Raw genomic sequence first — 23,525 nt, 5'->3', positions numbered from 1 at the left:
GCCTAATAAAATAATCGCTAAGCCCTGATATTTCAGGGCTTTTTTGTATCTATACTGCCTGAATTAACAACCTAGACATCAAATAATGGTCTTCCTGCACTAAATACGTTAACTTTGACTTAACCAAATTTACTGAGGAAATATATGAAGATTCAAGCAGATGTAGCAACAATCGATATCTTAGGCCATATCATACTGTGGTTTTTATTAATCATGGTGACCTTTGGTATTGCCGCTTTCTTTTACCCTTACTCATTTTCTAAGTTTATTATCAATCGTTCTGAATTCATTGATGACCAAGGTCGCTCAAGAAAGATGTCATGTAATACCGATATTTTTGGCAATATTGGCCATGTTATTTTATGGATGATCATTTCTATTTTAACGCTAGGGTTAGGTTATGCCTTTTACTTTTATAAAGTCTGGAATTACTCGTTGAATAACACCACTGTCGCTAATTAACCATGGCTAAGGCGATAAATACAAGAGAGTTTGAAGCACAATATAGAGGTCTTGCTGATACCTGTATATAATCGCCATACCATTAATAAATAAAGACAGTTTTCATGAGCATGAACACCCTGACCGATTTTTTAGAACAAGCCCAATGCCAATTTCGTGTATATGATCTAGGGCGTATTGTACAAAAAATAGAGAATAGCGAATTTCAAAAAGTGGCTAACAACAAACAGCCCTACCCATACCCTATTCAACAACATGCTTTTGTCGCGCTGACCTTTTGGCAAGTTGCAGCTCAAAAAGAGCATTTTGTATGGTTTCTAAAAATGCCTTTGGATGAACAAGGTTTAATGAAAATCACTGCGCAAACTAGCTTTATCCGTATGGTAGTCGAAGCCATGGGAGAAAACTTAACCGCCGATGTTAGCGATAAAACCCAGGAACGCCTTGCCAGTAACCCTTTTGTATTTAAACCAAGTACTGAAAAACTAGCGATTTTTAATGCAAATATGAACAGTATTTTTGTGCGCCCTGCTTCATCATTCTACCCTGCAGTACAAGCCTATTTTTCAGGTTCAGTGAATAACCAAGATTGGCAAACATTAGGCTTTCAAGGTTTTGCCGACCTAGCAGCACGTTTAGATCATGATGATAACCAACAAAAAATAATATCTGCTTTATCAACACTGCCAGAACAACCTTTACAAACCTTATGTTTGTGTCTGGAAAACCAACGCAATATCGGTAGCCCATTAGCTGAAAAAATAATAGAACAAGCTAAGCAACGATTACAACAGGGGCAAACCACCAGCGCTATTTTATTATTAAGAGCGCTCGCCAGTGCAAAAGGGCAAGGCTTCACCAAACAATTACTAGACGCTCAATTTTCCACAACGCTCTTACATGAAGCTGATTGGTATATCACTATTGCTGGGCGCTGTTGGACACAATTACAAGATGAGACCTTGTTAAACCGTTACTTTGAAGCCTTAGCAACACATCAACAAGCGCTATTCCCACAATTATTTTCGGATCTTGTTGCTATCCCTGCATTACGTGACAAAGTGTTAAAACAGTTACGTTTAACGGCTCGATCTCCGGCGTTATCACAGGCTATTGGCCTGTTATTTTCAGGATTAAAGCCAAACACATAAGGACCACCCATATGATTATTTGGGATCTGTTATTTATTTTATTGATGGTGTTAGCGGGTACCACCATTTGGAAGTTACGCCAGCAATCAGAGTTAGCTAAAAAATTAACTGAGATGCACTGTCAGAAGTTAGATTTACAACTACTGTCTTTCTCCCGATCTCGTTTTAACTTTAAATTAGGCAGTGATTTTTTGCAGGCTAATTTTGTATTTGAATTTAGCAGTGACGGTGACAATAATTATCAAGGAACCCTCACCTTAAACGGTTTAGTTAAACCTCGTTTTCAATTACCTGCTTATCGTGTTGTTGACGAACAGCAGTCTTTTCACTAAAGGTGATTCTATGGATCGTATAATCTTAATTGCTCAACAATTAATTAAAGAAGGTAAAACGCCAACCACTAGCTTAATCAAAGCGCGTTTACCCAAAAACCCCCCACTGCCAGCCATTATTCAAGGCTTAAAAATGTGGCAAGACAATCCTAATAAAATAATTGAAGCTCCCACAGAACCGGCGTTAACAAGCTCAGCCTCACAATCGGTTTCGGGTAGTATTGATGAACAGATTGATAGTCGCATAGCACAAGCTATCGCCCCATTAAAAGAAGAGATTAACACCCTAAAAATGCAAGTAAAAACCCTACAAACCAAGATTGCTGCAGCGCAATCGCAGGAAGACTAACTGTGTATATTAAAGAATTAAGCTTTGAGTGTTACCAAGATACACAATACGCTGCAGTAGAACGCGCTATTAACAATTACTTAGATATGTTGCGCTATAACGGTCAAATACTTGGTAGAGAGTTCCCAGTGGCCATGCAAGGTGCTATTTTTACAACTCGCTTAGTGTGCCCAGAAGAGCACAGTTTACTCGCACGCTTTAATAGCCCACAAGTAACCCACGCATTACAGGGATTAACTAACGCAGGTTTATTAGCACCTAAAATCAAAACCATCGCGGAAGATCTTAACTCACAACAATGCGCCACTAATTTTACTCCAAGCTGGCAGATTTTATATACTACCTTTCTCGACACTTGCTCGCCGATCCGTTGCGGTGAAACCTTAGCGCCTATTCCCCTTTACCGCACGCCAGAGGAGATAAGCAATGGTGACCGTAAAAGTGCGATAAAGTGGCAAGAGGAATGGGTCAACCTAGATGAATTGCAAATGAATGGCTCTGCAGTATCCAGTGCCGCTTTAAAAGAGTTAGGAGAAGTAGATAGTAAATTCTTTTATCGTGGAACTAATCTGTGTAAACGCATTCAATATATAACTAAAGTGCCAACTTATTATTATTTGTATCGTGTAGCAGGAACCTCATTACAGGAAGAGCAAAATAGACCTTGCCCAAGCTGCGGTGGTGAATGGAAATTAAATGAGCCTTTATTCGATATTTTCGATTTTAAGTGCGACCAATGCCAACTTGTCTCGAACCTTTCGTGGGACTTTAAAAAATAGGAATTTAATATGTTAAAGAAGATAAAACTAATCATCATGGTCATAGTATTACTGGTTATCGGCTTCTTTATTTTACGAGGCTGCTCTCAAGATGAAGTGGGAGATGTCAGCTTAGGCTTGTTTACCACGCAGGATATTAAACTTAATATGTTAAAAGATCCGTTAGTGTCTGGTGTTACCTGTCATATCGCGTCTATCGAAGCGGACTTAAGCTTTTCTGACCCGAGTGATAGCGCAATTTCATGCCGTCAAACAGGTGAAATAACACCTGCCATGATTGCTAATATCGATAAAAGTAAATCAGGTGAAGTGGTATTCAAAAAGTCTAAAAGTATCTTCTTTAAGAACATGAAGATTCGCCGCATATTTGATGCTGATAACCAAACCTTAATGTATGTTTCATACTCTACCAAAGAGACATCAGGTAGCTTTAAACATAGTCTTTCAACCGTACCGTTATGGGGAACTGATGCTTACGAAGAGAAAGAACAAGTGACACCGGTACAAGAAGTAAACGAAACTTTATAATCGTAATTAAAAAATGCCCCGTATAAGCATCGCTTAACGGGGCATTTTTGATTCACTTTCAACCATTATAAATTAGGCTTTAACACCTCAAACATAGCTTCAATATGATCATCACGGTCATTTAATGCAGCGATATAACGGTATTTTTCACCGCCCGCCTCTTCAAATATTTCCCTATTCTCTGACTCTAGCTCTTCTAATGTTTCTAAACAGTCAGCACTAAAGGCAGGACTAATAATTGCAATATCTTTGATACCTTGTGCCGGAAAGCTTTCTAACGTTGCGTCGGTATAAGGCTTTAACCATTCCGCTTTACCAAAACGACTCTGGAACGTACTGATCACTAAATTTTTATCAAGGTTTAATTTTTCTACCACCAAACGGGTTGTTTGTAAACATAAACAATAATAAGGGTCACCATTTTTCAAAAATAGCTTTGGCATACCGTGGTATGAGAAAACGATTTTTTGAGGTGTACCATTTTTTTGTAAATCTTCTTCGATACTATTCGCTAGAGATTCAATGTAACTAGTGTTTTTATGGTAGCCATTAATAAAATGTAACTCGGGTACCCAACGCCATGTTTGTAATACTCTCGAAACAGCATCAAAAGTTGAACCTGTGGTTGGGCTGGAATATTGAGGATATAAAGGCAGCACCACAATACGGGTAAAACCTTTCTCTCGTAACGCTTTCAAACCAGACTCAATCGATGGGTTACCATAACGCATACTCATCACTACTTCTGTATCTTGGTAACCTTTTTCTTTTAGTAACGCACTTAATTTATCGCGTTGCAGTTCAGTAATATGCGTTAAAGGAGAGCCATTTTCAGTCCAAACACTCTCATATAATTTCGCTGATTTTTTAGGTCTAAGGCGTAGCACGATACCATGTAAAATAATCATCCAAATAAGACGTGGGATTTCGACAATACGTCTATCCGATAAAAACTCTCGCAAATAAGTGCGTACCGCTTTTGTAGTCGGTTGATCTGGACTACCTAAATTTGTGAGTAAAATACCTGTTTTTTGATGAAACCGCTCTTCGTGAGGGTTATCTGTGATGCCAGAGAATCGTGACACATTAAGCTCCTTTGTTGAGCATTAAAATTGATAGTATGAGGGTATCTATCCTCGCCTGCATTAGTTTAGATCAATATTAAATTAACGGATGATTTAACCACTGATGCAACAATTTAACTTACTTCTTTAAATGCTGTGTTAATCGGTTAGGCTCACTGCAACAACCTAAATAACTGATTGAAATATAACTTATTCAGACCTCAAGGAATAATCTTTTTTATCTATTGAGTCCATCGGTTTTACAATGCTCATAACGTAATTAACTGAGAGATCCTTAGTTGAAATAGACCAACGCCAACGTAATGGATTAAATACAAAACCATGTTGCTGAATACAGGTTAATGTTGCCTGCTGGACCATTTCTTTTAATTCAGTAGGTTTAATAAATTGTCCCCACTGATGGGTTCCAACTGGTAACCAGCGCATCACCCTTTCAGCACCAAAAATTGCCACAATATAACTTTTAATATTACGGTTGATAGTGGAACATAACATAAGCCCATTTGGTTTTAGTAAGCCCCCACAAGCGTCTATGAAAGCATTAGGGTCTGCAACGTGTTCAATCACTTCCATATTTAGTATCACATCAAACTGCTCGCCCTCTTCCAACAAGTGCTCTGCCAATGTATTTCTGTAATCAATAGTTAAACCAGCTTGTTTAGCATGCAGTTGCGCCACGGGTATATTGTTAGGTGCAGCATCAGCCCCTAATACATCTGCCCCTAAAGCGGACATCGGCTCACTTAATAAACCACCACCGCAGCCAATATCTAATAAACGTAGTCCTTTAAAGGGTTGTTTGTGTGTTAGGTCTCTATCATAGTGAGTGGCGATTTGTTGTTTAATATAATCAAGACGCGTTGGATTGAGTTGGTGTAATGGTTTGAATTTACCTTGCGGATCCCACCACTCATTTGCCATTGCTTGGAATTTTTCAATTTCTTTGGGGTTTAGTGTATTCATTATTTCACATAGTTTTGCATAGTTTTGAGATGTTTAGTCATCTAATAGGTTAGCAATTTTCTTAAAGAAGATTTTTAAGGTTTCTTCACTTTTATAATCTAGATCATAGGCACCATGGAACAGTAATGTCACGGTGAGATCTTTAAAGGACAACCAACAGGTATATCCATCAAAGTCTTGCGACGCCTTAATATCATGGTATTCATATACACCTTCAGTTTTAACACCCTTACGAGTGATCAGCTCAAACACTTGCAGTAAGTGGCGCTTTTTCATTTTATTAATATCCATCATTCACCTCTTTAATTAGTACGTAATGGCAGATAAAAAGATCAAAAAAAAGCCCCGCTGATTGCTCAGCGGGGCAGAATAATAATAAAACCTAAGCTAATGATTAATCTTCTGAATCATCAATAATTGTGCGTTTTTTACGACGCATTGGCGCCGCGCCAACATCAATAGACTCGTGAAATACATTCTCTTGTTTTTTATTGGTTACTCTGGCTTTTTTCACCGCTGGTTTTTTCTTAACAGCTGTCACTTTTTTCGCTTTAAAGACCTTCTTAGGTGCTGGTTTCAATCCTTTAAATTTAGGATTAATGCCTTCCACCTTATCAAAGCTAATTTTTTGAGCAACAAAGCTTTCTACTTTTTTAAAGTTATCCCAATCTTTTGGTCCAATGATAGAGATAGCATCACCCAACTCACCAGCACGACCAGTTCGGCCAATACGATGAATATACTCTTCGGTATGCTTTGGAATATCGAAATTTAAAACGTGACTAACATGAACAAGATCTAAACCGCGTGAAGCGATATCCGTTGTTACTAATATTTTTTGTTTGCCACGAGAGAATGAGTCCATAATTTTATTACGGTTTGCTTGAGACAAATCACCATGCAAGGCTGCCGCTGACATGCCTTTCTCAATTAAAATAGCACTTAAACGCTCAGTATCGGCGCGTGTTGCAGTAAAGATGATCGCTTGATTAATCTGTTCCTCTTTTAAAAAGTGAAACAGTAATTTCTCTTTTTGGTTAAGATTATCAGCCAAGTAAAAACGTTGTGTTATTTCACTGTGTTGCTGATTCTCTTCACCTACTGCAATACGAATAGGTGCTTTTAATAGGTGTCCTGCAAATTCATTCACTTCTGCGTGACCTAATGTTGCTGAGAACATTAATGTCTGACGCAAACGATGGTTAGCCGCTTCATTGATTGCTGTTAATTGCTCAGCAAAACCTAAATCCAACATACGGTCAGCTTCATCTAAAATAAGTAGCTCTAAACCTGGTAAGTGTAAAAGCCCTTTTTTAACATGGTCCACAATACGTCCTGGTGTACCGACGATGAAATGCGGGTCTTTATCAATGGCTTTTACTTGGTCATTAAAGTTTTCACCACCTAATACTAAAATCGACTTCACGCTGGTGTTAGACACTAATAAACGCAATTGAGCATAAACCTGTTTAGCTAACTCACGAGTAGGCGTAAGGATCAACACACGAGGGTCACGTCGTGTAAGTGCACGACTTTTCAAAACACGCTGCATAGCAGGTAATAAATAAGCCAGCGTTTTGCCTGAGCCTGTTTTAGAGGATGCTAAAAGATCTTTCCCTGCAATTGCCACCGGAATGGAATCAGCTTGAATTTGTGTTGTTTCTTTAAAACCTAAATGTGAAACAGAAGTGATCAAACGCTGATCAATGGGTAAATCTTTAATTAGCAATGTATGCTCCAAAACAGTCAAAATAATGAGTTAAAGGTTAAGTATAACGATTAAGCAGAAAATTAAGAAATGAAGTTTGCCATTGCGAAGAAAAAAGTTGGTTTTAAGGGCAAGTATATTAACAGAGAGTTGTATTAAGCTCCCGATACCATCACAAATAGGGTGGGAGCTTGTTCAATTGTTTAATTTAAGCTGACTAGATACTACTCAAGCCCATTTCAAAAATTAACTTTTCTGCAGTACATTCAAATTTCAGGCTCACTTTGCTTTCAACAACATATTCCATTTCTTTATAGTCTACTGAAACTTGTACTTCCGGAAAGCGAGTTTGTGCAGATTGAATATACTTATCAGCTAATTGCTCAACACTTGCTTTGTCAGGGCCGTTGAATGGCAGGACAAGTAAAGTATCATCCTCAGTGATCACTGAACCGAGTTCAACAAAAGTGCCGCAGGCTTCGCAGATATCATTCTCTTGATTGTTTTTTTGTGGTGCTGTTTGTTGTGTCAACATAATGCCCTCGTCGCTGGTTATACATCATGTTTAGATTGTAACTCTGTTTAAATAAAAAAGGCGACACCTACGGAGTCGCCTTTCACCTTTTAATGATTTACATCATTAAGCGATGGGAAATTTTTTCAAATTCCAGATTTTAGTTGCATAATCTTCAATTGATCTATCTGAATTAAATTTACCCATAGCCCCTGCATTAAGGATCGCTTTTTCAGCCCATGCAGACTGATCACGATATAATGTATCAATGGCTTGATGCGCATTCACATAGGACTCGTAATCAGCGAGACACAGATACTCATCGCCCCACTCTAATAAACTACGTTTAATATCTGATAGTAATCCTGGGTGACTAGGCGTGAAGAAATCACTGTCTAACCAATCTAATACCGATTTTAACTCAGGGTTCTTGTAATAATAATCGTATGGATTATAGCCATCGGCTTTTAACGCTTTCACTTCTTCAACACTTAACCCGAAAATAAACATGTGCTCAGCACCAATCTCTTCAGCCATCTCAATATTTGCACCATCCATAGTCCCTATGGTTAATGCACCGTTTAGAGAGAACTTCATGTTACCAGTCCCAGATGCTTCCAGCCCTGCCGTTGATATTTGTTCAGAGACATCTGCCGCAGGAAACATATGCTCAGCCAAAGAAACACGGTAATTTGGTAAGAACACAACCTTCAGTTTATCGTTAATACGTGTATCGTTATTCACCTTGTCAGCTATTTTATTCAAAGCGAAGATGATCTCTTTTGCCATATGATAACCCGGTGCGGCTTTTGCGCCGAACAAGAAAACTCGCGGCACCATATCGTAATCAGGATCTTCTAATAAACGTTTATACAAGGTAAGAATATGGATCAAATTTAACTGCTGACGCTTGTATTCATGTAAACGTTTAATTTGCACATCAAAAATCGCATCCACAGAAACATCAACGCCCGTTTCCTCTTTAATAATTTTAGCCATCGCCACTTTATTTTCTTTTTTAATGTCCATAAAGCGTTTCTGGAAAGCAGTATCGGTTGCTTTAGGTAGAATCTCCTTAAGTTTATCTAAATTCAGCACCCAGTCATCACCAATGGTTTCATCTAACAAGGTAGCTAACCCAGGATTACAGGCTTTTAACCAGCGACGTGGGGTTACCCCATTAGTCACATTTACTAACTTGGTTGGGAATAACTCATGGAACTCTGGAAACAGATCCGTTTTCACTAATTCAGAATGGACGGCCGCCACACCATTAACCTTGTAAGCGGTGATCACACAAAGGTTCGCCATGCGTACCATACGTGGTTGCGACTCTTCAATAACCGACAATTTAGATTTTTTCGCATCATCTCCAGGCCATTTTTTCTCAACTACTTTAGTCAGGAACTGAGAGTTAATCTCATAGATGATTTCTAAATGACGTGGTAATACTTTCTCAAATAATGCCACAGACCATTTTTCTAAGGCCTCTGGTAATAGAGTATGGTTGGTATACGCGAAGGTATTTTGACAAATTTCCCATGCTTCAGGCCACTCTAAGCCTTCTTCATCTATTAAAATACGCATCAATTCAGGTATGGCGATCGTTGGGTGAGTATCGTTTAACTGAATAGCGACTTTTTCGGGTAATAATGACCACTCTTCTTTATTCGCTCGTTTAAAGCGACGCAGAATATCTTTTACAGAACAAGCGCAGAAGAAGTATTGCTGGATTAAACGCAATTCTTTACCTGCGTCTGTTGAATCATTTGGATATAACACCTTAGAAATGGTTTCTGCTTTAGATTTTTCAGTTTGTGCATCCACATAACCACCGGCATTAAAAACGTCCCAATCAAATGCTTCATGGGCACGGCTTTCCCATAATCGTAAAATGTTAACGGTTTTTGCTCCATAACCCACGATTGGAATATCCCATGGCACACCTTTTAGTTTTTGACCCGCATGCCATACTTTGCGAGAACCTTTACCCTGTTCGTAAACCGTTTCAACATAACCGTAAAGTGGCACAAATTGAATAGATTCAGGGCGACAAATTTCCCACGGGTTACCGTATTCTCGCCATGTATCAGGGCGCTCTATTTGACGCCCATCTTGAAATTCTTGTTTAAATAGACCATGTTCGTAATGAATACCATAGCCGATAGCTGGGTAACCTAACGTGGCTAAGGAGTCGATAAAGCAGGCAGCTAGTCTTCCTAAACCACCATTACCTAATGCCATATCAGGCTCTTCATCGCATATTTCGTAGAGATCTTTACCTAGCCCTTTTAAGGCTTCTTGAGTGACATCGAAAACTTCTAAATTTTGTAGATTATTGGACAGGAGTCGTCCCATTAAAAACTCAAGAGAAAGGTAGTTAACCGCGCGGGTATCTTTTTCCGCATGGTTTTGATGTGTTTGTGTTAGCTTTTCAAAAACCAGTTCATTCACTGCTTGGCAAGTGGCATTCCACCAGGCTTTGTTATTGGCTTTATCTTTATCGGTACCTAATCCTTTATGAAGACGGTCGATAATCGCTTGTTGCATTTCCGCACAGCCTACTGCAGGCACTGCAACTTTTGTCGTTTTTTTAGTCGCCATTGATACACCCATTAATTTCATAAGTTGTTAAAAAGAAGCTCTATCGCGTGTAAAACCTTTTTGTATAAATAATGAGTCCAAAAGAGCAATACAGTCAAATAAAACAGATTATTCCTCGCACACATAAAGTAATACTAAAAAAACCATCAAAAAACAACTTTAATAAAAATTAAATTGAAAAGAGCTACGGAAGCCATTAGGTTGGAAAAAGGATATAAAAAAGGCGAGGTAAAAACCTCGCCTAAATACAGTCGTTTAACTTTCACACATCAGATATGCGTGAAATATTATAAACCAGCCTTAGCAAAGGCTTGTGCAACGATCTCTTGTGCTTCTGTTTGAATTAATGCGATATGCTCTTCGCCAATGAAAGATTCAGAATAAATTTTATAAATATTTTCTGTACCCGACGGGCGAGCTGCAAACCAACCATTTTCAGTGGTCACTTTTAAACCACCAATAGCGGCACCATTGCCAGGCGCGTGGGTTAATTTAGCGGTAATTTTCTCACCGGCTAATGTTTCCGCTTCCACCATATCAGGGCTTAGGTTTGCTAATACTTTTTTCTGTTCAGGCGATGCTGGTGCATCAAAGCGTTGGTAAACAGGTGCACCAAATTTTTCAACAAATTCAGCATAATGTTCACCAGGATCTTTGTTAGTAACAGCAATAATCTCTGCGGCTAATAAAGCAAGGATGATCCCATCTTTATCTGTACTCCACACTGTGCCATCTTTACGAAGGAAAGAAGCACCAGCACTCTCTTCACCACCAAAACCAAAACTGCCATCAAATAAGCCATCAACAAACCATTTAAAGCCCACTGGCACTTCTGACATATCACGGCCTAACTCATTTACCACACGGTCAATCATTGAGCTTGATACTAAGGTCTTACCAACAATTGCTTTGTCAGACCATTCACTACGGTGGGTAAATAGATAGTTAATAGCAACGGCAAGGTAGTGGTTTGGATTCAATAAACCAGATGATTTAGTCACAATACCATGACGGTCATAATCAGGATCATTGGCAACGGCTACATCAAACTTATCTTTTAACTCAATTAATCCAGCCATCGCATAAGGAGATGAACAATCCATACGGATTTTGCCATCTTTATCTAATGTCATGAATGAGAATGTTGGATCAACACGACCGTTAACCACTTCGATATTAATGCCGTAAGTTTCGGCAATAACTGGCCAGTAAGCCACGCCAGAACCACCTAAAGTATCAACACCAATCTTGATGCCTGATTTCGCAATAGCTTCAACGTCTAATACATTCTTCAAGTCATCAACATAAGGTTGAATATAATCGTACTCTTCCACTAAATCAGACTGCATCGCTTCGTCAAAATCAGTTTGTAAAATATCGTCGAAATTATCGTTGAGTATTTCATTGGCACGATCTTGAATAATCTTAGTAACATCGCTGTCAGCTGGGCCGCCGTTTGGTGGATTATATTTAAAACCACCATCTTCCGGTGGGTTATGTGAAGGTGTAATAACAATACCATCAGCCAATGAATCTGGATTAGCTTTGTTATATTGTAAAATAGCATGAGAGATAACAGGTGTTGGAGTGTAACCGCCACCCGCTTGCACCACGACTTTAATACCATTTTCAACTAACACTTGTACTGCAGATATAAATGCAGGTTCAGACAGCGCATGTGTATCTTTCCCAATAAACATTGGGCCAGTGTAACCTTGCTCTTTTCGGTACTCTGCTAATGCCTGAGTAATCGCCAGAATATGTAATTCGGTGAATGCATAATTAAAAGAACTACCACGGTGACCCGATGTGCCAAAAGCAACTTGTTGCTCAGCAACTTCAACGTCTGGTAAGTTTACATAATATGCAGAAACTAATTTTGGAATATCAACTAAATCATTTGCTTGTGCTGGTTTACCAGCGCGTGGATGAATTGCCATAAGTGCCTCAGATTTGTTATTGGAATAAATTAAATTTCTTCTTTTATCCGTCCGATCAAGTGATGTGGATAACCCATTGATGCCATCATTTGCGTCAGAATAATACGTTTACGTCCTGTATTCGCATTGGTGATCACCCAGTACGGTGTATTAGGAATGGTTCTTGGTTTACTTGCTTTAAACTGGGCTAACTCCTCTTCATTATCTGAGTTTAATAACTCTTCAAGTTGTGTCCCTAAGTAAGCGCGGGTACGTCCTTTGGTGGTTTCAGCAGCCTCAATAAACTCTGCTTTTTTCTCAAAGTACATGGTGGTTAGCATCATCATAAATTTATTAGTGATCACGGTTTCCGCTTTAAAAGCAGGATCACTAAATAACTCTTTGACACCTTTATGGACATACAAGGCTTCTGGTTGATTGTTTAGTGTTTCTGCTGGCTTCTCTTTTTCACTAGATGTTGCAGTGATTTCCACAACTTCTGCAACTTCAGGTTGAACAGGCTTCACTTCTGCTTCAACAGAAGTGCTTTCTTTCGGTAGCGCCAATAAACGACGAAGAATTTGCGAGGGAGTTTCGCCGAAAGCTTCAATATTGTTTAAAATATGCTTATATAGGTCATCTTCTATTTCAATCGTCTTCATTATATCCCCATGACATGACTTATTTATCCATCAAAACACCATTAATCTGCGTAATAAGTACGCTGTCATTAGGTTCAGCTTTAATGCATAATTTGTTATTCTTTAACACTTTATTTATTTTTACTTAAAATGAGCCGTTATGCTACTAAATTACCAATTAAAACCATCTACTCGTGACCAATCACCAGATAAAAAACAGGTTATTTTTTTAATTCATGGCTTATTTGGTAGTTTGTCTAATCTCTCAGGGTTAGGAAAAGAGCTACAAAGCGATTACGACGTTATCCTAGTTGATGTAAGAAATCATGGGCAAAGCGAACGCAATAGTTCCATGAGTTACCCACAAATGGCCAATGATATTTTTGAATTAGCCGACCATTTGCAAATTGAGCAGTTCTCGATTTTAGGGCATTCAATGGGCGGGAAAATAGCCATGAGTTGTGCATTAGCACAGCCACAACGTATCCAACGTTTAATTGTGGCAGATATTGCTCCCACTTCACATGCAGATAAACACAGTGATGTGTTTGCCGGATTAAAAGCAGTGAAAGCCTCTAATGTACAAAGCAGAACAGCTGCTGATAAAGTATTAGCTGATTATGTTGAAACACCAGAAGTCAGACAGTTCCTGTTAAAGTCTTATCAACGCACAGCTGAGGGTTTCCAGTTTGTTTATGACTTGGAAAATTTATACAACAATTACGCCTCGATCATTGATTGGCCAGAGCAAAGCAACACCTATACAAGCCCAACCTTGTTCATTAAAGGTGAATTGTCTGATTACATTGAAGAAGCCAGCCAGCCGGCAATAGTTGCTCTCTTTCCAAATGCGAAATTAAAAGTGATTAACGCAACAGGACATTGGTTACATGCAGAAAAACCAAAAACCTTCAACCGCTTGGCGATTAACTTTTTTGCTCAATAAATCACCATTTCAAGAACATATTTATCTATTTTAGATGGCATCTGATGTCGATACCCGTTATCATTCGGGGTGCAAAATTCAAGCAAGTCAAAAACTCAGTTTTCTAGGTGACAATGTGTGACCTAGAAACCGAAATGGACTTTCTAATCTTGATACTGACCATAAGGTCGGGTCAGGGTTAACTAGAGGATTAACTAAAATTAATCGCTCAAAAACAACTAAAATGTTTGCCTCAACACTTGCTATGCAAGTCGTTAGTTCAAAAACCAACTTACTACTATAATTAACGTAAAGGTGTTATCACCTTAGGTTGTATTATATGTTGAACACAGTTCCGGCAGTGTTTATGGGTGAGTAGAAACGAGCGTGTATACATTTTTAAAACAGTTAAAATAAGGTTGTAAGAATAATCCCAGTAATCAATTAAATTGGGATATTCGGCACTGACTTAACAGCATTAGCTATAATCAGTTAAGTAGTGATTTTGAGTTGTATTGGCTTTATTGCAAAAGCAATGATTGAAATTGTGTGGGTGAATTCAGGCATTGGTTAAAAAATTAAATTCAATGATTGTATTGTTAGGTAAGTGTAGTTAAGTAAGAATTGTTAGGTAACAAAATGGCAAAGGAATCATTTGATCGCATTACTAGCGATCTATTTGCAAACGAGGTACGCCGAGGCAGACCTAAAAGTAATCCTCATTCGCGTCAAGTTCAGCTGAAAATAAACAAGCAGAAACAGACGTTAAGAGATAAACAAAACGGTTTAAAAAGAATCGAATTAAAAGTAGATAGTGCATTATTTGATAAACTCAATGCGTTATCAGATACACAATCAATAAGCCGTGCAGAGTTAATTAATCAACTACTTCACGCACAGTTAAATCAAATAAATTAAGGTATAAAGTATGTCTAGCGTAGGTATTTTCTTTGGTAGCGATACAGGTAACACTGAAGCTGTTGCAAAAATGATACAAAAAGAATTAGGTAACAAATTAGTCGAAGTAAAAGATATTGCCAAAAGTAGCAAAGAAGATATCGCTGAATTCAGCCTTATTTTATTTGGAATTCCTACTTGGTACTATGGTGAAGCACAATGTGATTGGGATGATTTTTTCCCAGATTTAGAGGATATCGACTTTACTGATAAGTTAGTTGCTATCTTTGGTTGTGGTGATCAAGAAGACTATGCTGAGTACTTTTTAGACGCAATGGGACAATTAGGCGATATAGTTGAAAGTAAAGGTGCTATTATTGTTGGTAACTGGTCATCTGAAGGTTATGACTTTGAAGCATCAAAAGCGATGGTTGATGATAATCACTTTATTGGTTTAGGGATTGATGAAGATCGTCAACCTGAACTAACAGCATCACGTGTGAAAGCATGGTCAGAACAAATTTATAATGAAATGTGCTTAGCAGAACTAGCTGACTAAATTCACCATACAAGTATTTAGGACATAACATGAGTAATGAAAATTTAGCCCTTAAAGAAGCAGGTTTAAAAGTAACATCACCACGTTTAAAGATTTTAAGTTTATTACAACTACCAGAAAATCAACATTTAAGCGCAGAAGATCTGTATAAAAAATTACTAGATCAAGGTGATGAAGTGGGTGTAGCCACTGTTTACCGTGTATTAAACCAATTTGATGATGCAGGGATAGTTACTCGTCACCATTTTGAAGGCGGAAAATCAGTATTTGAATTAACGCATAAAGAGCATCACGACCATTTAGTTTGTCTAAAATGTGGTGAGGTGATTGAGTTTAATGATCCAATCATTGAAGAGCGTCAAATGCTAATCGCTGAGAAATTTGGTATCAAACTAACCAACCACAGTTTATATCTTTACGGTGAGCCAGTAGATGGTGAGTGTAAACATAAATAGTGGTCACTTCAGTTGAGTTGTTTTCATTGGTAAACAGTTCAACTAGTTAATGACTTGATATTACCCCCGTAAAAAGCCTGTTTTATAACAGGTTTTTTTATACCTATTGCTTTCTGCTTTTATGGTAATAAGCCAACCTCTTTATAATAACGAAGTGCCCCAGGATGAATCGGCGCCGTAAGATATTGCGATACCATTTCCTGCTTTGTTAAACCTTTAAAAGAGGGATGTAATTGAATGAATTCTTGGTGGTGTTCAAATACTGCTTTGACCATTTCATAGGCAATATGATCAGGTAAACTCGCAGTCGTTACAATCGTCGCCCCAACACCAAAGGTGTTAGTTTGCTCTGGGCTACCGCGGTACATACCAGCCGCTATATTGGCACTCTCATAGTAAGCATGGTTTTTAATAAGCGTCGATATTTTTTCACCAGTGACATTAACTAGCTGCGTCTTACAGGCACTAGTGGCTTCTTTTATAGAGCTATTAGGGTGACCAACAACATACACGATAGCATCTATTTTATTATCACAAATCGCTTGGGCTTGTTCACTAGGTGTTAAAGAGGTCAGCTCAGCAAAGTCTGATGCTTGCCAATGATAAAGGTCCAATAACATTTTCATGGTGGCTCGTTGCCCTGAATTAGCAGATCCAATATTAACGCGCTTTCCCTTTAAGTCTTCAAAGTTATGAATATCCGCATCTTCTCTGGCTAATACCGTAAAAGGTTCGGAATGCACTGAGAAGAGAGAGCGAAGCTCAGTAAACTTCCCCTCATCTTTAAATAAAGAGCTGCCATTATAGACATGAAATTGCCAATCAGACTGCACCACTACAACATCAATTTTTTTATTCTTTAACGCTTCTAAATTATAAATAGAGCCCGGTGTGCTTTTAATATCGCAATGGATATTATCAATACCTCTGACTTGATTCAGTAAAAAGCAGATAGCCCCACCGGTTGGATAATACACACCACTAATGCCACCCGTGCCTATTGATACATATTTATCTTTAGCAAGCGCAACAGAGGATGAGGCGATAAGTATCAAGCCTACCGCTAGAGTATGAATTAACAAGGAGGAACCTTTCAATAAGCCGTTATGTTTATTCAGCTTATTAAATAAAACCCCTTTTAGTGTGGCACTGGTTTTAATCATATTATTTTTTTAACAAGCACCTTAGAGTTACGCTTCAGGTTATACATCTCTTTTTTAGCGTTCGGTAAATGACTTATCTCAGCAAACACAAAACCACGCTCTCTAAACCAATGAATACTTTGTGTGGTTAAAACAAAAATAGATTCTAAGCCTAACTGTCGACCTCTTCGTTCTACATGCGCGACTAAGTTATCGGCACGCGCCGCTCTACGGTATTTAGGGTGGCTCACTAAACAAGCTAACTCCCCGGTTTTATCATCTGGGAATGGATATAAAGCAGCACAGCCGATCACCATGCCGTCTCGCTCTACGATAAAGAAAGATTCAATCTCATTTTCCAATAGTTCACGAGAGCGTTTAACCAATATCCCCTGCTTTTCAAGAGGTTCAATTAATTGCAACAAACCACCAATATCATCAATGGTCGCTGGACGAATTTGCTCATAACTCTCTTTCACTATTTGCGAGCCGGTACCATCACGAGTAAATAGTTCTTTTAATAAAGCCCCATCTTGATGGTAGCTGAGAAGATGACAACGTGTTACATCTGCTTGGCAAGCAGCAACAGCGGCACGTAAAAAACGTAAAGTCCCCGATGCTTGTCCTGATAATAGTTCGTTTCTATCAATATGTTCTTGTGCTTGTTCAGGCAATAGCTCTGAAATAACATTGCCCTGTTCATCTAACACACCTTGGTTAGAGCAGAAGCCAATGAGTTTGTCGGCTTTTAAATCAATGGCAACTTGTGTCGCAACCTCCTCCGCTAACAGGTTAAATACCTCGCCAGTTACCGAATAACCAATAGGAGAAATAATCGGAATTGCACCAGAAGATAGCTGAGTACGTAAGCCTTCAACATCAATACGTCTAACCTTGCCTGCATGACACAAGTCGATGCCATCTTTAACACCAATAGGTTGTGCTGTGACAACATTGCTGATCACAGTGCGAATCGCGGCACCTTGCATAGGAGAGTTCACCAGCCCCATTGATAAACCAGCCTGTAACTCTATCTGTACTCGCCCGATTGCTTGTTTGATTAATTCTAAGCTGCGATCATCGGTGATTCGAACATCTTGATAGAACTCACTGCTGTGACCATTCATCTCTAGCTGTTTTTGAATTTGCGGACGGACACCGTGCACTAACACCAACTTAACGCCTAAGCTATTAAGTAGTGCAATATCATTGATAATATATTGAAAGTTATCTGTTTCTAATGCTTCACCACCAATCATTAACACAAAGGTTTTATGACGATGCGCATTAATATATGGCGCTGAATTACGAAACCAATTAATCAGTTGTGTTGAATTTGTTACTGCTTCCATTTCCCTACCTATTAATCACAACAATTGACAATTCATACTAGACGATAGAGTTTATCAATTAGAAGTTTATGTTTGCAAAACAATTGTTTAAAGAATGTTAAATAAACGAGAAAATACCAATAATGCCTTTTATGCTTCCCTATCATTACTGAACACAGGCAATGATAAATGGTAATAAATAGCACACAGTCTTAAGGATAAAGTACCTAGCATAGCAATCGCCATGGAGAAAATAGGCCCTAGTGCAATATAGTCACATAACACATATAACGTCGCCCCTAAAATAGAGGCGGTTGCGTAAATCTCCTTTTGCAATACAAAGGGGATTTGTCCACTTAAAATATCTCGAATCATGCCCCCTACAACACCTGTAATACAGCCCATGACGATAGCAACCGGCCCACTAAAACCTAACATCAAGGCTTTTTGCGCACCAACAATGGTGAATATAGCGAGACCAAAGGCATCAAAAATAGGTAACAGATACGCTGGAAAACGATGGATTCGATGCAACCATAACACACTCACTAAAGCACTTAGGAGAATCACGTAAATATAAGTGTTATCAACAATCCAAAATACTGGTGTTGCGCCCATCATCATATCACGTAGCGTACCACCACCAATACCAGTAACCCCGGCTAATACGGTAATACCAAAAGGGTCCATTCGTAATCTGGTCGCCACTAATACACCAGAAATAGCACAGGTTATAACCCCGATTAAATCTGAAATATAGATGAAGTTTTCTAACATATGATTGTTAATTCCTAGGTAAATATAAGTTAATTTTCACGCATGTTATAACAAATAGAATACCAATCACACTAAATAACTTGTGGTGATTATATTACGCTGTTTGGCTCATAAAAATAGCCCCAGCAGAAGACAGAAACAATGGCATTTGATTGATAAATACTGATTAGCATTAAGAGGTTATAATAAAGCTGGTTGAGTGGGGAATTGGTACTTACTTTATAGGGGGGAGATAAAATAAGTACCAATTTAATAATCGCTAATAATAGCCATTATTTTAAATAGAGAATGATGAACCACACCCACAGGTTGATGTTGCATTAGGATTATTTACTAGGAAACGAGAGCCTTCTAACCCATCTACAAAGTCAACGGTACCGCCTACTAAGTATTGTAAACTCATTGGATCAACCGCTAAAGTCACTCCACAGTTTTCAATTAAGGTGTCATCGTCATTAATTTTTTCATCGAAAGTAAAGCCATATGAAAAACCAGAACAGCCACCACCAGTTACATACACTCGTAACTTAAGATCAGGATTATTATCTTCTGCAATCAATGTTTTTACTCGATTTGCTGCGCTATCACTGAAATAAATCGGTAATGCCATTTCTACTTCACTTGTCATTTAACTTTGTAATCCTATTAATGTGCCCAAGGCTATTATCTAATGCTTGACTAGTTTGTTCAAGTATTAGCAGTAGTTTATCTATGCTAGTTATTCCGATTGAGTCGCTAATTCTTCTAAAGAAGTCGCCCCATCTTCAATAAAGTTCTTCCAATCGTATACTTTTTCAATACGTTGTGAACGACTCCATTTTGACGCTTTAGCTTCAGCGACCACAAAAATTTGCTCAACTGTTGCTTGTTCAGGCAAGGTAAAACTGCCTTTGAGGTGCTGGAAGTATTTAAACTTAAAAGCAGAATCAAAATTGGTATTAAGATCTTTTAAGCTGATTTTCTGATCGCCATCGGCACTAGCAAAGGTGATTTCAACTTTGCCATTTAATTCATGTCGCCCTTTTTGGCCTTGCATTAATACCACTTCAAATAACCAGGTCCCCTGCTCTTCACCAGCAGTAACATCAAAGGAGTAGATATTAAGCCCTGCTTTTGACAGTTCAGGCGCCACCACTTGCTCATAAAAATACAGCTTGTTGTTGCTTGCATCTAAGGCATTATTCAACGTAAGGTTTTCTTTTTCTAATACGCTATGCACTTGTTTTTCAGAGTTATAATCTGCTTGTATTAGGTTAAGACGCTCAGTGAGTTGAGTATTCTCTAAGGTCAGGCTTTCTACATCTAAGGCTAATGATTGCACCTTATGTTGTAGAATATCCTGCTTAAACTTACCGACCATAAAGCCAAAATAGATACAGATCAGGCTGATCACCAACCATTTTAAAAAGCTTATTTTAAATTGCTTCATCACTTTCTTCTTACTTATCCTGCTTGGCGTATTTACCAGAAACACGTCCCATCGCTTTATCTGTTGCTTCTTGACGTTTAGCACGCATAGCTAGTTTTAAGGTTCTTTCTAATAATTGCGTATAGATAGGTCGTCCACCTAATGTTTGAGCCACCATGGTAGCCCCTAAACAGGTCACAATTAATGGCAGAATCATTTCATAGTTACTGGTCATCTCAATAACCAATAATATTCCCGTAATAGGAGCACGTACTGTTGCAGCAAATAGCCCGCCCATACCAGCAATCGCAAATGCACCAGGCTCAGTGATTAAATCAGGGAATAAAGCTTGAGCAATAACCCCAAACAACATACCAAATAATGTGCCTAAAGCCAGTGTTGGAGCAAATACACCACCCGGTGCGCCTGAACCAAAACTGATTAAAGTGGTAAAAGTACGTACTAAGAATAGAAGTAATAATCCACCGGCTAAGAAGTGCCCACCTTCAACATGTGGTATCAACTCAATACCACTAAAGGCAACATCTGGCGCAACAATCGATAACGCCCCAAAGATAGCGCCAAGGAATGCACCAATGCCAACAAAATACCAGCGACGACCTTTATGGATAGAAAGATAAATATCCTGCGTAGCTAGAATCATTTTATTAAAATAGATGCCAATAACACCAAAGCAGAAACCTAAAATAAGGTAAAAACCCAGTGTATGTAAATCGGGATGAGAGTATTGAGTAACGGTTACCACCGCGTCTTGATCTGTAAATAGACGCATCACTATGGTCGCCATCACCGCACTTAAGAAGACACTTTTAGTAGAGGTTAAACTATAATTAAACTGCGAACGCATCTCTTCGATAACAAACATAATACCAGCCAGTGGTGCATTAAAAGCAGCCGCTAAACCACCCGCAGCACCTGCCGCTAGTAACGCTTGTGCATCCACTTTATTCACTTTAAATATATCTGAAATCATACGCCCGACATTGGCGCCCAGTTGCACCGACGGTCCTTCTCGCCCCAGCGCCATACCACTGCCTAAGGCTAACAAACCACCCATAAATTTGACTGGGATAACGCGTCTCCAACGTACTGGACGCATTCCTTCCATGGCACCTTCAATTTCTGGAATACCACTACCGCCCGCTTCAGGGGCAAAACGATGAGTAATGTAGAAAGCCGTGGCGGCCATGATCGAGGAAACAGGAATAGCAATTAACCAAAGGGGAATATCACCTTCACCATAACGGTGAATAAAATCTAAGCGCATTTCAGAGACTAAAATAATACCATGGTCAAATAAAGCAGAGACACTACCAGCAAGTAACCCGATAAAAACAGATAACCAAATTAATAACGCACTACTTTTACGGGTAAAGAAACGATCAATGAAACTTTTAATTCCATTAACAAACACAATGGGCACTGCTATTTTCATAATTGCGATACAACCTAAAGCAAAAAAGCGGTAAAAAACCAGTATTATAAAAAGAATAGTCACTCGTAGACTTATTCCTGCCATGTTAGCAAAGATTTTACAAAGAAACCCTGTTAAAAAGCACTGATCTAACTACTTTCTCAGTTGCATCTTGTTTTTTCATGGGTATATTGCTGTTTTAATCATTTTAAAAATCATTAATAGGAAATTATGAGCAAATCATCAGAGTTATTTAATCGAGCACAATCTATTATTCCCGGTGGCGTAAACTCGCCGGTTCGCGCATTTAATGGCGTTGGTGGCGGCCCATTATTTATACAAAAAGCACAAGATGCTTATATCTATGATGTTGATGATAAACAATATATTGACTATGTTGGCTCATGGGGCCCAATGATCTTAGGGCATAACCACCCTGCGATTAAACAAGCTGTGATTGAGGCAGCAGAAAATGGGTTAAGTTTCGGCGCACCCACTGAAATTGAAATCACCATGGCTGAAAAAGTGCAGCAACTAGTCCCTTCTATGCAACAAGTGCGTATGGTGAGCTCAGGTACAGAAGCAACCATGAGTGCAATTCGTCTTGCCCGTGGTTACACTAATCGCGATAAAATCTTAAAGTTTGAAGGTTGTTACCATGGTCACGCTGATTCTTTGTTAGTAAAAGCAGGCTCAGGCGCACTAACTTTAGGCCAACCAAGCTCGCCAGGAATCCCAGCTGATTTTGCAAAACACACATTAACCGCGAACTTTAATGACCTTGCTTCGGTTAGAGCTTTATTTGAAGAATACCCAGAGCAGATTGCTTGTATCATCGTTGAACCAGTAGCAGGTAACATGAACTGTATTCCGCCAGTGGAAGGTTTCCTGGAAGGCTTACGTGACATTTGTGACCAATACCAAGCACTGTTAATCTTTGATGAAGTAATGACAGGTTTTCGTGTTGCATTAGGTGGCGCACAAGCCCATTACAGTATCAAACCAGACCTAACCACACTTGGTAAAGTGATTGGTGGCGGTATGCCTGTGGGTGCTTTTGGCGGTAGTCATAAAGTGATGCAATTTATCGCACCAACTGGCCCTGTTTATCAAGCGGGTACTTTGTCGGGTAACCCGATTGCCATGCATGCTGGCTTAGCGTCACTAACCGCACTTGATTCACCTGAATATAAACAACTAGCAATCAAAACGAAACAACTAGCCGAAGGCCTTAAACAAGCTGCTAAAGAGGAAGGTATTCCATTAAGCATTAACTACACGGGTGGTATGTTTGGTTTCTTCTTTACTGAAGAAGCTGAAGTGACTAACTTCCAACAAGTGTGTGCTTGTGATGTAGAACGATTTAAAAAATTCTTCCACCTAATGTTAGAAGAAGGTGTTTACCTAGCACCTTCAGCTTTTGAAGCGGGCTTCTTATCGTTAGCACATACAGACCAAGATATTAGCAATACCATTGCCGCTGCTAAAAAAGCTTTTGCACAACTATAAATTTTAAAGAAATACCAAAGCAGATTATTCACTCATACAAGTACAGTGATTA

At 38.8% G+C, this 23,525-nt stretch carries 25 protein-coding genes; 11 read left to right on the top strand and 14 right to left on the bottom strand.

Translation table 11 applies throughout. The annotated features are described in order from the left end of the window. Positions 1-144 precede the first annotated feature (144 nt). The 6 genes from DS885_RS16500 (at position 145) to DS885_RS16475 (ending at position 3,601) form a co-directional block, all read left to right on the top strand. On the top strand, positions 145-462 hold the full coding sequence (locus DS885_RS16500) for a DUF6693 family protein (RefSeq protein ID WP_113820496.1): 318 nt from the start codon (positions 145-147) through the stop codon (positions 460-462). Between the two features lie 104 nt (positions 463-566). Next, positions 567-1,613, top strand: coding sequence for a DUF3549 family protein (locus DS885_RS16495; protein WP_113820495.1), 1,047 nt, complete (start codon positions 567-569; stop codon positions 1,611-1,613). Between the two features lie 11 nt (positions 1,614-1,624). Next, positions 1,625-1,945 carry a DUF3301 domain-containing protein gene (locus DS885_RS16490; RefSeq protein ID WP_258546941.1) on the top strand — a complete coding sequence of 107 codons (321 nt, stop codon included), beginning with the start codon at positions 1,625-1,627 and terminating at the stop codon, positions 1,943-1,945. Between the two features lie 10 nt (positions 1,946-1,955). Beyond that, positions 1,956-2,294 (top strand): hypothetical protein, encoded by a 339-nt coding sequence (locus DS885_RS16485; RefSeq protein WP_113820494.1) that lies wholly within the window; start codon positions 1,956-1,958, stop codon positions 2,292-2,294. 2 nt (positions 2,295-2,296) lie between these two features. Next, positions 2,297-3,073 carry a Zn-ribbon-containing protein gene (locus tag DS885_RS16480; protein WP_113820493.1) on the top strand — a complete coding sequence of 259 codons (777 nt, stop codon included), beginning with the start codon at positions 2,297-2,299 and terminating at the stop codon, positions 3,071-3,073. 36 nt (positions 3,074-3,109) lie between these two features. Next, positions 3,110-3,601, top strand: coding sequence for a CreA family protein (locus DS885_RS16475; RefSeq protein WP_113820512.1), 492 nt, complete (start codon positions 3,110-3,112; stop codon positions 3,599-3,601). Positions 3,602-3,666: 65 nt separating this feature from the next. On the opposite strand, the gene hemH is transcribed toward DS885_RS16475, so the two are convergent. The 8 genes from hemH to DS885_RS16435 all read right to left on the bottom strand — a co-directional run bounded on the left by hemH (position 3,667) and on the right by DS885_RS16435 (position 13,056). After that, a complete protein-coding gene (hemH, locus tag DS885_RS16470) occupies positions 3,667-4,686 on the bottom strand; it encodes a ferrochelatase (protein WP_113820492.1) in 1,020 nt (339 codons plus the stop codon). 189 nt (positions 4,687-4,875) lie between these two features. Next, positions 4,876-5,649: a bifunctional 2-polyprenyl-6-hydroxyphenol methylase/3-demethylubiquinol 3-O-methyltransferase UbiG gene (gene ubiG / locus DS885_RS16465; protein WP_113820491.1), complete on the bottom strand. Its 774-nt coding sequence runs from the start codon at positions 5,647-5,649 to the stop codon at positions 4,876-4,878. A 33-nt stretch (positions 5,650-5,682) separates the two neighbouring features. After that, complete coding sequence (locus DS885_RS16460) at positions 5,683-5,940, bottom strand: DUF3081 family protein (RefSeq protein ID WP_113820490.1); 258 nt, start codon at positions 5,938-5,940, stop codon at positions 5,683-5,685. Positions 5,941-6,043: 103 nt separating this feature from the next. Continuing rightward, entirely contained in the window at positions 6,044-7,378 is a 1,335-nt protein-coding gene (locus DS885_RS16455; RefSeq protein WP_113820489.1) for a DEAD/DEAH box helicase, read from the bottom strand. Positions 7,379-7,574: 196 nt separating this feature from the next. Next, positions 7,575-7,892: a DUF406 family protein gene (locus tag DS885_RS16450; RefSeq protein ID WP_113820488.1), complete on the bottom strand. Its 318-nt coding sequence runs from the start codon at positions 7,890-7,892 to the stop codon at positions 7,575-7,577. A 105-nt stretch (positions 7,893-7,997) separates the two neighbouring features. Next, positions 7,998-10,475, bottom strand: a complete 2,478-nt coding sequence (locus DS885_RS16445) for a glycogen/starch/alpha-glucan phosphorylase (protein WP_113820511.1) — start codon at positions 10,473-10,475, stop codon at positions 7,998-8,000. Between the two features lie 287 nt (positions 10,476-10,762). After that, positions 10,763-12,415 carry a phosphoglucomutase (alpha-D-glucose-1,6-bisphosphate-dependent) gene (gene pgm, locus DS885_RS16440; protein WP_113820487.1) on the bottom strand — a complete coding sequence of 551 codons (1,653 nt, stop codon included), beginning with the start codon at positions 12,413-12,415 and terminating at the stop codon, positions 10,763-10,765. A gap of 29 nt (positions 12,416-12,444) precedes the next feature. Next, entirely contained in the window at positions 12,445-13,056 is a 612-nt protein-coding gene (locus DS885_RS16435; RefSeq protein ID WP_113820486.1) for a replication initiation regulator SeqA, read from the bottom strand. 139 nt (positions 13,057-13,195) lie between these two features. Here DS885_RS16435 and DS885_RS16430 point away from each other — a divergent pair, with 139 nt between their 5' ends. The 4 genes from DS885_RS16430 to fur all read left to right on the top strand — a co-directional run bounded on the left by DS885_RS16430 (position 13,196) and on the right by fur (position 15,871). After that, entirely contained in the window at positions 13,196-13,981 is a 786-nt protein-coding gene (locus tag DS885_RS16430; protein WP_113820485.1) for an alpha/beta fold hydrolase, read from the top strand. Between the two features lie 618 nt (positions 13,982-14,599). Then, positions 14,600-14,878: a LexA regulated protein gene (ybfE, locus tag DS885_RS16425; protein WP_113820484.1), complete on the top strand. Its 279-nt coding sequence runs from the start codon at positions 14,600-14,602 to the stop codon at positions 14,876-14,878. Positions 14,879-14,888: 10 nt separating this feature from the next. Continuing rightward, positions 14,889-15,416 carry a flavodoxin FldA gene (gene fldA, locus DS885_RS16420; protein ID WP_113820483.1) on the top strand — a complete coding sequence of 176 codons (528 nt, stop codon included), beginning with the start codon at positions 14,889-14,891 and terminating at the stop codon, positions 15,414-15,416. 29 nt (positions 15,417-15,445) lie between these two features. Further along, positions 15,446-15,871 carry a ferric iron uptake transcriptional regulator gene (gene fur / locus DS885_RS16415; protein ID WP_113820482.1) on the top strand — a complete coding sequence of 142 codons (426 nt, stop codon included), beginning with the start codon at positions 15,446-15,448 and terminating at the stop codon, positions 15,869-15,871. A 119-nt stretch (positions 15,872-15,990) separates the two neighbouring features. Here fur and DS885_RS16410 read toward each other — a convergent pair whose 3' ends face one another. The 6 genes from DS885_RS16410 to clcA form a co-directional block, all read right to left on the bottom strand. Further along, positions 15,991-16,953: a TAXI family TRAP transporter solute-binding subunit gene (locus DS885_RS16410; protein ID WP_258546940.1), complete on the bottom strand. Its 963-nt coding sequence runs from the start codon at positions 16,951-16,953 to the stop codon at positions 15,991-15,993. 77 nt (positions 16,954-17,030) lie between these two features. Further along, positions 17,031-18,365 carry an amino-acid N-acetyltransferase gene (gene argA / locus DS885_RS16405; RefSeq protein WP_113820480.1) on the bottom strand — a complete coding sequence of 445 codons (1,335 nt, stop codon included), beginning with the start codon at positions 18,363-18,365 and terminating at the stop codon, positions 17,031-17,033. A gap of 129 nt (positions 18,366-18,494) precedes the next feature. Next, positions 18,495-19,121, bottom strand: coding sequence for a trimeric intracellular cation channel family protein (locus DS885_RS16400; RefSeq protein ID WP_113820479.1), 627 nt, complete (start codon positions 19,119-19,121; stop codon positions 18,495-18,497). Between the two features lie 277 nt (positions 19,122-19,398). After that, a complete protein-coding gene (erpA, locus tag DS885_RS16395; RefSeq protein ID WP_113820478.1) occupies positions 19,399-19,749 on the bottom strand; it encodes an iron-sulfur cluster insertion protein ErpA in 351 nt (116 codons plus the stop codon). A 90-nt stretch (positions 19,750-19,839) separates the two neighbouring features. Then, positions 19,840-20,550, bottom strand: a complete 711-nt coding sequence (locus tag DS885_RS16390; protein ID WP_113820477.1) for a DUF6776 family protein — start codon at positions 20,548-20,550, stop codon at positions 19,840-19,842. 10 nt (positions 20,551-20,560) lie between these two features. Beyond that, positions 20,561-21,985, bottom strand: a complete 1,425-nt coding sequence (gene clcA, locus DS885_RS16385; RefSeq protein ID WP_113820476.1) for a H(+)/Cl(-) exchange transporter ClcA — start codon at positions 21,983-21,985, stop codon at positions 20,561-20,563. Positions 21,986-22,195: 210 nt separating this feature from the next. Here clcA and hemL point away from each other — a divergent pair, with 210 nt between their 5' ends. Beyond that, a complete protein-coding gene (hemL, locus tag DS885_RS16380) occupies positions 22,196-23,473 on the top strand; it encodes a glutamate-1-semialdehyde 2,1-aminomutase (RefSeq protein ID WP_113820475.1) in 1,278 nt (425 codons plus the stop codon). The last annotated feature ends 52 nt before the right edge of the window (positions 23,474-23,525 follow it).

Origin of the sequence: Psychromonas sp. B3M02 (assembly GCF_003318165.1) — a bacterium.
Classification (GTDB): domain Bacteria; phylum Pseudomonadota; class Gammaproteobacteria; order Enterobacterales; family Psychromonadaceae; genus Psychromonas.
This window is presented reverse-complemented; position numbering and strand designations above follow the sequence as displayed.